The sequence below is a fragment of the Chitinophaga sp. H8 genome, from assembly GCF_040567655.1.
GTDB classification, from domain to species: Bacteria; Bacteroidota; Bacteroidia; order Chitinophagales; family Chitinophagaceae; genus Chitinophaga; species Chitinophaga defluvii.
In genome coordinates, this window is record NZ_JBEXAC010000002.1 from 2,785,318 (window position 1) to 2,799,813 (window position 14,496).

General features: G+C 40.2%; 11 protein-coding genes. 7 read left to right on the forward strand and 4 right to left on the reverse strand.

The window, feature by feature from the left end:
* Nucleotides 1-266 precede the first annotated feature (266 nt).
* The 3 genes from ABR189_RS25095 to ABR189_RS25105 form a co-directional block, all read right to left on the reverse strand.
* Nucleotides 267-716: an SMI1/KNR4 family protein gene (locus tag ABR189_RS25095; protein ID WP_354663238.1), complete on the reverse strand. Its 450-nt coding sequence runs from the start codon at nt 714-716 to the stop codon at nt 267-269.
* Between the two features lie 13 nt (nt 717-729).
* Nucleotides 730-1,038, reverse strand: a complete 309-nt coding sequence (locus ABR189_RS25100; RefSeq protein WP_354663239.1) for a hypothetical protein — start codon at nt 1,036-1,038, stop codon at nt 730-732.
* A gap of 155 nt (nt 1,039-1,193) precedes the next feature.
* Nucleotides 1,194-3,863 (reverse strand): outer membrane beta-barrel protein, encoded by a 2,670-nt coding sequence (locus ABR189_RS25105; RefSeq protein WP_354663240.1) that lies wholly within the window; start codon nt 3,861-3,863, stop codon nt 1,194-1,196.
* 631 nt (nt 3,864-4,494) lie between these two features.
* Between ABR189_RS25105 and ABR189_RS25110 the strand changes: the two genes are divergently transcribed.
* The 4 genes from ABR189_RS25110 to ABR189_RS25125 all read left to right on the forward strand — a co-directional run bounded on the left by ABR189_RS25110 (nt 4,495) and on the right by ABR189_RS25125 (nt 7,137).
* Nucleotides 4,495-4,848 carry a hypothetical protein gene (locus ABR189_RS25110; RefSeq protein WP_354663241.1) on the forward strand — a complete coding sequence of 118 codons (354 nt, stop codon included), beginning with the start codon at nt 4,495-4,497 and terminating at the stop codon, nt 4,846-4,848.
* Between the two features lie 203 nt (nt 4,849-5,051).
* Nucleotides 5,052-5,654, forward strand: a complete 603-nt coding sequence (locus tag ABR189_RS25115) for an RNA polymerase sigma factor (protein ID WP_354663242.1) — start codon at nt 5,052-5,054, stop codon at nt 5,652-5,654.
* A gap of 142 nt (nt 5,655-5,796) precedes the next feature.
* Entirely contained in the window at nt 5,797-6,369 is a 573-nt protein-coding gene (locus ABR189_RS25120) for an RNA polymerase sigma factor (protein ID WP_354663243.1), read from the forward strand.
* A 246-nt stretch (nt 6,370-6,615) separates the two neighbouring features.
* Nucleotides 6,616-7,137, forward strand: a complete 522-nt coding sequence (locus ABR189_RS25125; protein WP_354663244.1) for a hypothetical protein — start codon at nt 6,616-6,618, stop codon at nt 7,135-7,137.
* A 344-nt stretch (nt 7,138-7,481) separates the two neighbouring features.
* On the opposite strand, the gene ABR189_RS25130 is transcribed toward ABR189_RS25125, so the two are convergent.
* Complete coding sequence (locus ABR189_RS25130; RefSeq protein WP_354663245.1) at nt 7,482-7,937, reverse strand: hypothetical protein; 456 nt, start codon at nt 7,935-7,937, stop codon at nt 7,482-7,484.
* Nucleotides 7,938-8,231: 294 nt separating this feature from the next.
* Between ABR189_RS25130 and ABR189_RS25135 the strand changes: the two genes are divergently transcribed.
* The 3 genes from ABR189_RS25135 (at nt 8,232) to ABR189_RS25145 (ending at nt 14,483) form a co-directional block, all read left to right on the forward strand.
* Nucleotides 8,232-9,338, forward strand: a complete 1,107-nt coding sequence (locus ABR189_RS25135) for a FecR family protein (RefSeq protein ID WP_354663246.1) — start codon at nt 8,232-8,234, stop codon at nt 9,336-9,338.
* A 139-nt stretch (nt 9,339-9,477) separates the two neighbouring features.
* Nucleotides 9,478-12,840, forward strand: coding sequence for a SusC/RagA family TonB-linked outer membrane protein (locus ABR189_RS25140; protein ID WP_354663247.1), 3,363 nt, complete (start codon nt 9,478-9,480; stop codon nt 12,838-12,840).
* A gap of 203 nt (nt 12,841-13,043) precedes the next feature.
* Nucleotides 13,044-14,483 (forward strand): RagB/SusD family nutrient uptake outer membrane protein, encoded by a 1,440-nt coding sequence (locus tag ABR189_RS25145; protein WP_354663248.1) that lies wholly within the window; start codon nt 13,044-13,046, stop codon nt 14,481-14,483.
* Nucleotides 14,484-14,496: the final 13 nt, after the last annotated feature.

Sequence of the window (14,496 nt, forward strand, 5' to 3'; positions counted from 1 at the left end):
AATTAAACCGGAAAGCAAGCGGCAAAAGATAGAGCAGCATGTAGGGATCATGCTTAGTAACGGAAAAGAACAAGGCCAGGAAAACCGGCAGCCGCTTAGGTACATTAGGGGTGTACGCGGGTGCTGTTTAGACAAGATAGGTAAAACTTTCCTGAAAATAAAAACAACTTACTCTAATTAGAAAATATAATTCCTACGGGCACGCTTTTTTTGTTCATTTATGGTGGCATATTGAACAACATGAAATCGCATAAGAAATATGCTTTTTATGGCTGCATTTGGGGCCTTGTTTTTAAAAGGTTTAAGAGTTCGTTCAGATCACTGGCTAAGGGCATCCATACTGGTGCCTTTTGAGGTCCCTGGGTGAGATGAGGTAGAATAATTATGGAAGGTGCGGTGTCTTGATGACGAAAATCAAAACAAAGGTAGTCTACCGCTGGGTTTACCGCAATTGGAAAAACTCCGGGAGGAATCCTGTATTGAATAAAAGCATAATGCTCCAGAACATCGTTTTTGCGGTTGAGGTTAAAATTTAGCAGTCGGCCAAATAAGATGGGCTGTTGATCAGGGGTATGCAGCAGGTTTGGAAGCGGTGCCCCGTGATTGTGTTGTCTGATCAGGGACTTAAAAGCAATTGGAAAATTGATCTTAAAATCGCGTTCTACACGGATGATGGAACTTTCAGTAACTAGTTTTTCTGTATTAATCCAGTGCATAAGGGGATCTGTTTTAAGTTTTATGGTTTAGTGGTCTTCCCCAGTCTTTGGGGGTAGATTGAACTTTGCCTTTAATAATTGGCCCGATCTGCGGATCAAAGGAATCCGGATGATTGCCATTTAGGGTAGCTATGCTGTGAAAAATTTTGGTAACCTTTGTATCCAGGTCATAGGGATGGGCGCCGCTAAGGGCAATTTCTTGTTTGACCATTGTGCAAAGTTCTTTGGTCGTGAGTTCCTCTGAGGACTCATATGCCCACTTATGAAGGACTTTTCTGACCAGGAATTTTAAATGATCTTCGTTAATCGGTGTTGGGCACATATCCAAAGTTTAGGCTAACTATCCCGGAGGGATGCCGGGCGGCAGCAAATATCTATCAAATTGTTTTAGAATATACCGGACCTGGAAAGGTCCGGCCTCAATACACCAAAATTAATAAACCTATCTTCCTGATGGGTAAATTTTCCTGTGGCAGGTTATTTAAAGTAGCGTGTCAGGCTACACATAAAATATTGCTGCTGGGAATTGCTTTGTGTCCGGTCTACAAAGTTGGGTGTTGCAACTGCCATCTGCGTTTTACTTTGGTTCAAAAGGTCAAACCCATACCATTTGATCAACCATTTTTTTTCTTTAGACAGCAATTTACTGATCCAGCCATTGACCAGGGTCATAGATCCCGGTACACCGCTATTGCGCGTATACATACCGGCAGTCCCTACTTCAAGCCCGGCGGGTAAGAAAACAGCCGCTTTTAAAAATATCCTGTTGTTAGTGAAATTATAAAACGCATTATTTTGCAAACTATATTTATTGCCCCTTAAATTGAGCTGTGCTGCCGCACTGAGTTCTAACCATTTTTTATAGTTCCACGACAAGGTGAGGTCGTGATTTAAAAAAAAGCTATGGTTGATGTTTTTCAAGCCTTCTGTCAAGGATAATGTCCGGCGCAGATCTGCAAAGGCTCGGTAGTTCAAGGTCAGCCCAATTTTGGAAAATCTCTTGCCGAAGCTGAGCGTCGGAGACAGTGAACGGGTACCATCTACGTTAATCGGTTTGGAAATTTGTCTGCCGACAGATTCAGTATATACAGATGTGGAAACACTATTGTATTCAAAATTGGCAAAGCTCCCGACTGAAAAGGTGGTGCCTGTTGTATCGCTGAAAAAATAGTCCAGCGAAAACCTTCGGCTGTAACCTGGTTTTACAGCGGGATTGCCCAGTTGGACCAGCAAAGGGTTTTGGAGGGAAATTACCGGAAGGAGATAATCATTGATGGGCATCAGCGGAGAGGTAGACAAGTCTGCTCGGAGATTGGACATTGGTGTAAACGTCCAGCTCATATTGAGCACCGGTGAAAGGAAATGATATTGCTGACTGATATTAAAGGTGGAAAAGGTTCCTGAACTTTCAAAACTATTTAATCCGTAGGTAGCACCCATTGAAGCGCTGAATTTTCCCAGGTGGTAGTTCAGCGAGGCGTTAAATGTCTGCTGTAAGGAACGGTTATGGAAGCGGTAAGTCAGTGAGGTATCTACAAGTTCATACTTGCCGGTCGGCTGATTGAAATTACAGGTCAGTTGGTTATTACCGATATGGCTGCTGTAGTAGTTATAAGCTAGTTGAAAGTAAAACTGTTTACCCACAGGCTTAAACAACTGAACGCCAAAAGCCAGGTTGTAGTTAGAAGAAACCGGACGGATCATCTGGTTGATGGTATCCTGAAGTGGGGCACCGGGAATAAAATTCATCGAATAGTTATGCTGACGGGAATTGGTGTGGTCAAAATCATAATTGATGTTCAGGCGTAATTCTCCGCCGGATATAAATTGGTGGTTATATTCGGTATTCAAGAATAAACGCTGGTTGTCCCGATGGTCCTGGTTGGAGAAATTACCAAAAGAGAGTGTATCGGGTTTATTCCCTGGAAAGGTATAATACTGGTTGCCACTGCTGATATCGGATTGGGTCTGAAAGAAATCAGCCCGGAAGGAGAGGGTATTTTTTTCATTAAAATTATATTTAAAATTGCTGCCCAACATTCCTGTGCGTATGTAGTTTTTCTTGCGGCTAAGGGCTTTATAAAAATAGCTGCTGTCGGGTAGAAAGTTTTGACGGAGCTGTTGTTCCTGTAAGTCGCCCTCCCTTTCCATCCTGGTATAGGTGAAGTTGAACTTGGCTTTTTTTCCGGCATCGAATCCTGCGCTGAGGGCAACTTTCCCGTCACGGGTGGTTCCTGGAAAGCGGGTGTTCATGTCCATGCTTTCATCTGTGGAAGAGGGCGGGGTCATGCTGCTTACATTGTCGAAGGTGGAGGTGGCCATGAGCTGACTATGATCGGCGAAACGTGAGGCCGTTGCGGCAACCTTATAACCGTTTTGAGTGGCATATCCGGCGCCGACTTCACCGTTGATGCGTTTTCTGATTTTAGCTTTGGTGGTAATGTTGATGATTTTTACCGGGTCAGGTGGCCGGATACCGGTCATTTGTTTTTTGCTGGTCACCTGGACCTTATCCACTATACTGGCCGGCAACAACCTGGAGATCATTTTAAAATCTACAATTTCGTCATTTGCATTTTGGAAAACAGGGCGACCATCAATGTACAGCTCATGGATAGGTACACCCTGAAAATAAAAATTTCCATCCACATCCATGGACAGGCCCGGCAGCTTTTGAAAGAGATTTAATATAGAAGCATTTTCTGTGGTGTGAAAATTTGCGGCATTAAATTCCAGTGTGTCCCCACGCAGGGAAATCGTGGGTTTAAAGGCTTTTACGATCACCGGTGGAAGGTCAATTGTTTTATTAGCCAATCCGACTTTTTGTAGCAGAGTAGGCACTGGAAACATATAGATGGTATCCAGATGAATTTTATACGACTGAGGAACCTTGAAAAAGATTTTTTTGTCTTCATAACCGATATGTTTCAGTGTAAGCTCATATGCTGTGGATGCAGGCCAGGTAAAAACAAATTGACCTAAGCTATCTGTTACTTCCTCCCTGGTACGATAAACGCCGTCGTCCAGGTACAGTTGTGCATGAATAACGGGCTTTCTGGTCTTCCAATCGACCACTATGCCTGAAATTTGGGAAAAGGCAGGGCACGCAACGCCCCACAGCAGTGCTGAAAAAAGTACAAATCGCATTAAAAATGGGTTTGCGTAAATGGCGAAACTCCGCTACAGGCTTAGCGAAGTGACCACCTTATACAGGATCAAATTTTAGAATACAGAAATTTTAAATTTTGGATTAAGATAAGTTAACTGTGACCAGTTGGCTACAATACGCCTTCGGCAACCTTTTTCATAAAAAGGAATCATGTTGAATAATTTTAAAGTACATCAGATCAAATTACATTCTATCGAACAACCTTAAAACAGAAAAAGGGAGCCGGCGGGGTATGCGAAGCAAAGAAAATTTTTTAGATGAAGTGCTTTGTTATTTAATCTACTGCCTGCGGATCGGCCATTGCTGAAGGTTTGCGCAAGATTATTAAAAAATGAATAACAGAAGTTATTTATTGTTGAAGAACGTTTAATTTTTCACCACACATTATTTTTTTGGTATTAAATATCTTATCTTTTGCCTAGCCGCAAGATCTGTCGCGGTCTTACTTTCAAAGCTGTACAAAAACAAAAATAAAAACTAATTTTTGCGCATGATCTCATGCGATTCATCCGACAATCAGATAGAGGGGTCTACCTGCTTATCGGATGATATGACGGGTGGCTGTGTCTACAGCCGTCCTTGAATTGGTTACAACTTAATTTGATCTGTATGTACTTTGTCCATTATTATGATTATGGCACTATTGCAGTGCGTGTAGGAATCACAAAAATTAACGAGATCGTAGATCCTGTTGAAAAAGAAAAGCTTGAAAACATTAAGAACACCCTGGATGTAACCGTTAGGGACTTTGAGGATATGGAAAGTGCATACGGCTTTATTGCCAGGCTACCCAGCCATTGCGATTTTTATTGCTTAAAGAATGCAAAGGGTGTTCACTTATGGGAATCTGATCTGTGCCGGCTGCGTAGGGAACTGAGTACGGAATTTTTGCAGTACGTGCGGATGACCAATGCAAAGTTGTGGCCATTGTTTGGCTCACCAGGGCAGCAAAATTTAAACTGAAGGTGCGCAAATATGCCTGGGAGGAATCTTTTACAAAAGGGGCGGTGAGACTGGTATATGACGAAATGTGAAAACATTTGATTGTAATGGCTACCTACGTATAAGAATTATTCGGTATATTTACGTTAGCTCGAATGACCATCAACCCCTGACAAGCACGCCCCAAACTGCATGGAAGAGCATGATTAAATAGAGTGAATACAATGAAAACCCCTTATGCTGCATTATCTGATGCAGAACTTGCCGATGAATTTAACAAGGGCACCCCAAAAGCCTTTGAGGAGCTTTATGCGCGTTATGCTTTTAAGCTTTACCTGCACGCCCGTGGAATGCTGAGGGACCAGCAACAGGCAGAAGATGTGGTACACGATACCTTTGCGGCATTACTAGAGAAAAAGGAGACTTTCCAGTTGCAGGATACCATCAGCGCGTATTTATACCGCTCGGTAAGTAACCGCATTTTAAACCTGTTTCGCAACGAAAAGGTTAAGGGCCGGTATCTGGAAGAAATGGCCAGGGCACTACCCCAGGCGAGCGCTTCAACCGATTCGCTGGTTTTAGAAAGAGAGCTGTCGGCGCTGATAGACTGGCACATAGACCGGATGCCTGCAAAGATGAGGGAGATTTTTATATTAAGCCGTAAGCAGCAGTTGAGCCATAGGGAAATCTCTGAGCAACTGGGCACCAGCGAGGGCACGGTGAAAAAACAGATCTTTTACGCCTTGAAATTAATCCGTGGAAAGGTCACCGGGATGACCTCGCTGATTGCCTTAAATGTTATTCTTTGGTTAAGCAGGCATACTTAACGATCTGTTAACCGGCCATGATGGTGCATATCGGAATTTTGGACGTTACTATTCGCCTGAAATCCGGATCAACGGTAAGTGAACATTCCAGGTAAGGGGAAAAAGGGGTAAATTATTTCCAGTGCATTCAACACCATCAGGCATGAGGTATCAAGAAATGACCGATGCAGAATTAAGCGAACGACTGGTCACCCAGGATCGTAAGGCGTTTTCTGAAATCTACAACCGCTATCAGAAGATACTGTGTTGCCATGCCTATAGAATGACCAGGGATGTTGATCTGGGAATGGATATTGTCCAGGAGGTATTTTATGCGATCTGGAAAAATGTGGATCAGGTAGATCCGCAAAGACCCATTGACAGGTACTTGTTTTCCTGCGTAGTCAATAGGGTGATCAACGCCATCAGAAATGATAAAGTGCGCGGTAACCACCTTAAACGGCTGCAATGCCATATGACGGATTATCCCCCGCCGGATGAAAAGCTGATTGAAAAACAACTCCAGGAATGGCTGGAGCATGAATTACAATTATTACCGGAGAAAATGCGACATACTTTTGAACTCAGCCGGAAGCATCAGATGAGTCACAAAGAAATTTCCAGGCAAACCGGAACGACAGAGGGAACGGTGAAAAAGCAGATCTATTATGCTTTACATGTGTTGAGAACAAGACTGACTACCATTTTCATTTTACTATTCCTGGTGAATCACTAGCGGCTACCTCAACGGCCTTTTGACTCCTTAAGTTTCATTTGGTATATCCGTAATGAAGCTCACTGGCAAGTCATGCAGTAAGCCTATCAATAACTTCATATAGAAAAAGCAACTATGATCGTATCAAACGAAAGATTTCCGGCTTTAGGACTTATATATAATCCAAAGCAGGTTAATCGAAAATCACTGCCATTTTCCAGTAAGAACAAAGAGCGGCACGCCTTCATTAAAAAATCACGAGAATTTGTGGAACTTTTCCAGTCCTTTTCACCCGAATGGTCATTGGAAGAAAAAGATAAAAATTCCAAATTATTGAATTATGTGGTTTGTGAAAATCTAACCGAAAGCATTCATACTATACAGCGGTTAAGTTTTTCCAACTTTATTCGTTATCTGGCCAGAGATCACCAGTGGTATGGGGGGATGGTAATGACGGATTTGGAAAAGGGTTTTCATTACGTATACCGTATCGCCAGCCTTCCAGATCATGGGGGCAACCGGGATGCTTCGACGGTTTATTTTAAGATTGGTTACTTTAAGAACGCCACATTTTTAGGTTTTGAGGAGGGCGTGGTTCATCCGGATGGAGATATACAGTTAGAAATTGCTTTACATGATAGCAATACCAGGATAGGTGGTTACCTGTATTTTATAGGCGCCCTTTTCCGGCATATTGAAAGGTCTAAAAGCACGAGGCCAGTATCAAGGCTAATCAAAATAAATGAGGGTGATTTTGAGTTTGTCGTTCTGCAGGATGACCAGTGCTAAAAAGAATCGGGGCTAAACCTACTGGTCCAGCCCCGAAATTAACGCTCTCTATCCAAATATAGAAAATATCATAATATTACCAAAGGGTTGTGTGAAATATATCGAATGGTAAGCCAATAGTTTTTGCTAGATACATTCTTTACACTAAAAGCTATGATAAAACAATTCCCTTAAAAGGATGGATAATAATTGTCACAGGGTGTAAAAAAGACGAGGCTGGACCATAACGATCCAACCCCGAAAGTGACTCTCATTTAAAGATAAGAAATGATCTGTCTTTTTGCAAGCGGTATTAATATTGATTACCTGTTTATTCTAATTACCTTGATACAAGAAGGATAAATTTAGGAGAGATTTAATCTTTTCTGCTCGATCAGTCCCAAAATACGCACAAATTCGTCTTCTTCATTTTCATAACTCAATCTATAATCAGGCTCCATATCCTTGTCGTCAGAGGAAATATTGGCTGAACATAGGGCATTTAGATCATCAATTAGGGTATTGGCCTGGCAAAAGGTAAGGTATTCAACCAGGTCGGTAATGATCCTAAATAGCTGAATTGGAAAAGGAGGTAGGCCATCTAAATGATGGTAAAGGTAAAAGGTATAAGCTACCCCTTTGTAAAGAGCCAAAGCGTGTACAACGGTTTCAATTTCATCCTCTGCCAGCTCGCAGCTATAGAATTTAAGAAGGACGTTCTTTTTCAGCAAATCCTCCGAATAGGCATAAAAGGTTCCCTCTTCTTCGGGGGTGTTGTCAGCAACGACACCTATTCCTTTCCAGAGCAGCATTTTTTCCATGTACATTTTTTAAAAACTAAATTACGGCGATCCAACCATATTCCTTGATTTTACTCTATCAAAATCAATTTTAAAAAACCATATAGTGGAACCTTAACCCCTTTAAGCTGTCACCCCCCCCCATGATTAATTAAGGGTTTGCCCGCTTTTTAACCAGCTTTCATGGTCAGAACCTCCCTAAAATGATAAATTGAGGCCATTTATAAAATATTTTCAAAAAAAGCAGTTTCGGTCTACCACCAAAGCAGGACTTGCGGGTATTAGCATCATTATTACCCAAATTGGACTATGGCGATGACTACGCAAGAATTGAAAGATTTATTGGAACGCTTTGAGCAAGGTACTTGTTCGGAGGAGGAAAAGCAGCGTGTGCAAAGGTGGTATTTGGAGGATGCTGAGGAGGTTGACTATAGTACCCTTGCCGATTTTCCCGAAGCCAGCCAGCGGATTATGAATAGGCTCAGTCGGAAAAGGAGTGGCTATTCTATTAAAACCTGGGCGATTGCCGCTGCCGTTTTAGCGCTTTTAAGTGTGTCCTCCGCGGCCTATTATTATCTTTTGATCCGTAGGCCGATGCAGATGAACGAGAGTGCCCAGATTTTACCGGGAGGCAATAAGGCTATCCTGACGTTGAGTAATGGCACGGCCATTAGGCTTGATGATCTGGTGGCAGGTTCAATGCGGCAGGAAGGAGAAATGACCATTGAAAAAACGCAGGACGGGACAATCCGGTACAGCAGAAAGTCCGGGGCAGCTAATGAATTAACGAATGCTCTTAATACAATTACCACGCCACGGGGGGGACAATATCAGGTGGTACTTCCCGATGGTACGAAAGTTTGGCTCAATGCCGCCACAAAATTAACCTATCCTGTATCCTTCACGGGGCGTGGGACGCGGGAAGTTGTTTTGGGCGGCGAAGCCTATTTCGAGGTGGCAAAAGATAAAATGCACCCCTTTATTGTTAAAAGTACAGATCAAATTATTACGGTAACCGGCACACATTTTCATGTGAGCTGTTATTTAAATGAACCGCAAATCACTACTCTCGCTGAAGGCAGTGTCCAGGTATTTCAACCGGGCACAAAGAAAACCCAAAAGCTTAAACCAGGACAACAGACTATCCTAAGTAAAGATGGTATCCGCGTAAATGAGGTTAACCCTGAAGATTTCATCGCATGGAAAGATGGCTCATTCGTTTTTGACCAAACCCCAATCAGGCAAGTGTTACAGCAGATTAGCCGATGGTACGATGTTGATGTAGATTACAGCAATTTACCGGATGAATATTTTGATGGTGATTTTCCTCGAAGCGTTAAGCTACCAGAACTGTTACAAAAGATACAGGAAACAAGCAATATTAAGATTGTCATAGAAGGAAGGAGGATCAGGATCAAGTAAACCCCAGTTAACCATTAACCACACAACCCATAAGCCTTAAAGAACGAAACCGGAAGTGCCTCTAACACTCCCGGTCATTGTTAGGCTTGTGCAATGCCGATCGAATCAACATTTTACTAAACTTAACACAACCAAAGATATGGATAAAATTATTCATACCAATGACGGCCTATGTCCTTATTTAAAGGAATCCAGGCCGGTCAAATGGAAAAACCGTTTCAAATATATAGTTGCCATGAAACTATTTTTATTACTTCTGGCCCTGAGTTTTCACCTTTCAGCGAAGGTTTTCTCCCAGCAAATTTCCCTAAATGCAAAGGAAGAATCTTTACGCAGTGTATTGCGGAGCATCAAAAAACAGAGCGGCTACGGCTTTCTGCTCGGCTCCTCGGTGCTGAAAGAAGCAAAGCCGGTCACCATTACTCTACATCTGTATTCGGTGGAGGACGCCTTAAAGAAAATCTTTGAAACGCAAAATCTCACGTACAGCATCGACAATAAATTCATTACCATCAAGCCAAAGGCAGATAAAAAAAAAGAACTGACACCTGCACCGTTGTCTTTCCGTGACATGGAACAAAAAACTGTTCAAGGAACGGTTACGGATAGTAAAAACGAACCATTAATAGGTGTAAATGTCAGGGTTAAGGGAAAAACTATTGGTACAATTACTAACAATGAGGGCCATTATTCAATTTCATTAGACCCAACTGATATACTCGTATTTAGTTACATTGGCTATGTTACCCTTGAAATACCAGTCAAGAATCAGGTTACAGTCAATGCAAAACTAGTTGAATTTCAAAGTCAACTGGATGAAACCGTCGTTAAAGGATATTATAACACCACTAAGATTCTGAATACTGGAAGTGTCAGTTCAATAAAGGCAGATGATATCGCGAAACAACCAGTGAGTGATCCTCTTATGGCGTTGGAAGGTCGAATTCCAGGTTTATATGTTGCTCAGACTTCCGGGATTACCGGTGCAGGGATATCGGTAATGCTTAGAGGACAAAACAGTATTAATAATGGCAACGGTCCATTTTACGTGGTGGATGGTATCCCATTTAATTCCAATAACCTTTCCCAAAATAAGAATGCAGCGCTAGCAAATCTTAGCCCGCTTGCAAGTATCCGACCTGAAGATATTGAAAGTATTGACGTTTTAAAAGATGCTGATGCGACCGCAATATATGGTTCTCGTGGTGCAAATGGTGTTATACTTATCACAACCAAAAAAGGCTCTGTTGGTAAAACTAAAGTAGATATTAATCTAAATCATGGAATTGGAAAGGTCACACGCAGACTTGATTTGATGAATACTGATCAATATTTGAACATGCGAAGACAGGCTTATATAAATGATGGACTACCAGTGCCAACAAGTTCTACCCCCGCAGATTTTAGTAATTACGATCTAACAACGTGGGATTCCAACCGTTTTACCGACTGGCAAAAGGAAATGATAGGTGGTACTGCAAATTTCACCAATGCAACAGCAACATTATCAGGAGGGAGTGCGCAAACGCAATTTTTATTGGGAAGCAGTTACAGAAGAGAAACATCAGTCTTCCCAGGGGATTACAATAATGAGATCGGATCAGCTAATCTGAATGTTCGTCATAGTTCAGAAAATAATAAATTTAATGCTGAAGCGAGTATAAATTTTTCAAATAATAATAACCGTTTACCTCAAACAGATTTTACCTCATATATTTTCCTTGCACCTAATACGCCCAAAATATATAATCCTGATGGAAGTGTGAATTGGGAAAATTCAACTTTTGATAATCCATTTGGGCAATTGAAGCAAAGTTCAACAGCTATATCAGAAAATTTAATTGGCAATGTGATTCTGAGTTATAACGTAATGAAAAATCTTCAAATAAAAACAAACTTAGGATATAACAGCAATCGGATTGACGAAAACAATATCTACCCATTTAGTTCGATTGATCCTGCCACGCCTGATCCAGCAAGTAACAGAGTTCATATTTATGCAAACAATCAGATAAAATCCTGGATTATAGAACCTCAGATTACCTATTCTTTATCGTTTAAAAATCATCATATTGAATCATTGCTAGGGACTACATTTCAACAAACTAGGCAAAACGGCTTTAATCAAACAGCAAGTGGATTTTCAAATGATGCCTTAATTAATAATATTTCAGCCGCAACAACATTCAGCAATACAAAAACCATAAATACTTTATATCGTTACAATGCTATTTATGCCCGTATTGGTTACAATTATTTGGATAAGTACGTGTTAAATTTAACTGGAAGACGTGATGGTAGCAGTAGATTCGGACCTGGGAAGCAGTTCGGGAATTTCGGAGCAATTGGTGCAGCTTGGATATTTAACAAAGAAGATTTTATAGAAAATTCATTACCCTTTCTCTCTCGGGGAAAACTACGTGCAAGCATTGGCAAAACCGGTAATGATCAATTAGGAGATTACAAGTTTTTGAGTACCTATACACCTTCATCAGCCTCCTATTTCGGAGTTTCCGCTTTAAATCCTACGAAGTTAACGAATCCAAATTTTGGTTGGGAGACGATTAACAAAATTGAAGTTGCCACAGAGTTAGGTTTTTTGAAGAACAGGATACAGTTGGATGTAAGTTGGTATAGAAACCGGACAAGCAATCAATTAGTAGGATATTCATTACCTTTTTCAACCGGGTTTGATAATATCATCGCGAATTTACCAGCAGTAATTCAAAATAAGGGCTGGGAATTTGCACTTACCACAACCAATATTGATAGGGGTAATTTGATTTGGACGAGTTCCATAAATTTAACAATACCGCAAAATAAACTTGTTTCATATCCGAATTTAGAAGGCTCAGCCTACAAAAATCGTTATGTAATCGGAATGCCATTATCTATATATTATTTGTACACTAGTACCGGTATAGATAATAAAACAGGACTCTATACATTTGAAGATTTAAATAACGATGGGTCTATAAACTCACCAACTGATCAAAGGCCATACTTTGTGGGGCAAAAATATTTTGGAGGAGTAAGCAATACTTTTTATTACAAAGGATTGTCATTAGATATATTCTTTCAGTTTGTAAAGCAAAACGGGTATAACTTTTTAACATGGGGCTTGCTTCCCGGCTATTTTAACGGAAACCAACAAACGGAATTATTAGATTCATGGAAATCATCTGGTGATAATGCGAAATATCAACGATATAGTACTCTAATTGATGAACCCTATAATTCTAATGATAGATATAATTCAAGTAACGCAAGAATCACTGACGCATCATTTATCAGATTAAAGAATGTTCAATTAAGCTGGTCAATACCCAAAAAATGGATGCAAAAAATTAGGGCAAATAACGCAAAGGTATATTTTCAAGGACAAAACCTATTTACAATTACAAGATTTAAAGGACTTGATCCCGAAACTCAAAGAATAGGAATAAATCCAACATTACCACCTTTAAGGGTATTTACTGTAGGGTTGCAGTTAAGCCTTTAGTCAGTTTTTAAATATTAATTTATAAAGGAAATTGTAAAATACCTTTCGTTTCATCTTAGCAAATCACGATTAACAATTGAAATTTATTAAATGAGTACAAACATTTATAATATGGTTATAATCCAATAACATGACGTTGTAAATTTTACAAGGGAACTGCATTTGTGCATCGATTCTCTTGATTAAACCTTAATCCTAATTTTATGAAAACAACCAAACATTACCTCCTCATATTTACTATTGTTACTTCTTTAATTAGTTGCAAAAAGTTTGTAGAGATAGGTCCTCCGCAAAATTTATCAATTGCAAAAAGTGTCTTTCAAAATAATGAAACCGCCAATTCGGCTATGATCAATATCTATATAAGGATGATGGAAGATCAGGGAGGAAATCCATATCGGGTTTCGGTATACACAGGATTGTCCGGTGATGAATTAAAAAACTATTCAAACCAAATTGGATATCGGCAGTTGTATAATAATGTACTTGAACCAATCAGTGCTATAACTAACTCATATTATAGCCTTGCATATAATTGTATCTATCAAGCCAATGCAATTATCGAAGGCTGTCAGGAATCCTCTACTTTATCTTCCGTCGTAAAGAATACGTTGACAGGCGAGGCATTGTTCATTCGAGCGTATTGGCATTTCTACTTGGTTAATCTGTATGGTGATATTCCATTGGTTTTAACTACAGATTATACAAAAAATTCCACATTGCAACGCTCAAACAAAAGTTTGATTTATGAACAAATTGTTAGTGATTTAAAGGCAGCTCAAAATTTATTATCTGACAATTATGTGGGGCCGGATGTGGTAACAACTTCATTGGAACGAATCCGACCGAATAAAGCAGCAGTTACCGCATTAATGTCAAGAGTTTATCTCTTTAAGCAAGATTACATGGCGGGGGAGAAAGCTGCCGATGCTGTTCTTGCCAAAAAGGATATGTATGATATAGTACCACTAAATCAAGTATTTCTTAAAAATAGTAAAGAAGCCATCTGGCAAATGATGAAGCCAAATCCCAACAACCAGAACATAAACACATATGAAGGTCGAGGTTATATTTTAACCACAAAACCAACAGGCGATTTTAATAATAGTACAACAATTGGATCAGGTTTAATGAGTGCCTTTGAAACAGGGGACTTAAGGAAGCAAACTTGGATAGGCAAATTTACAGACATCACAGTAACGCCTAATGTAGATTACTATTTCCCATATAAATATAAGGTAAAGAACGGATCGGACTTATCAGAGTATTCAATGATAATGAGGGTCGGGGAACAATATCTTATTAGGGCTGAATGTAGGCTTAAAAATGGTAACAGAGCTGGCGCGGTTGACGACCTGGATGTTATTCGAAAACGTGCCGGACTTACACCAATCAGTATTTTAAATCCCAATATTAGTAATGAGGAATTAATGAATGCCATCTTAAAAGAAAGACAAGTTGAGCTTTTTACCGAACAAGGACATCGATGGCTAGATCTTAAAAGGAGTGGTAAAATTGATCAAGTCATGATCGGATATTCAATTATTAAAGGGAGCACATGGCATACGGCACAACAATTATGGCCATTTCCCCAAACTGAAATCCTAAATAATCCTAATTTAAAACAAAACCCAGGGTATTAAAATTATGAGATCC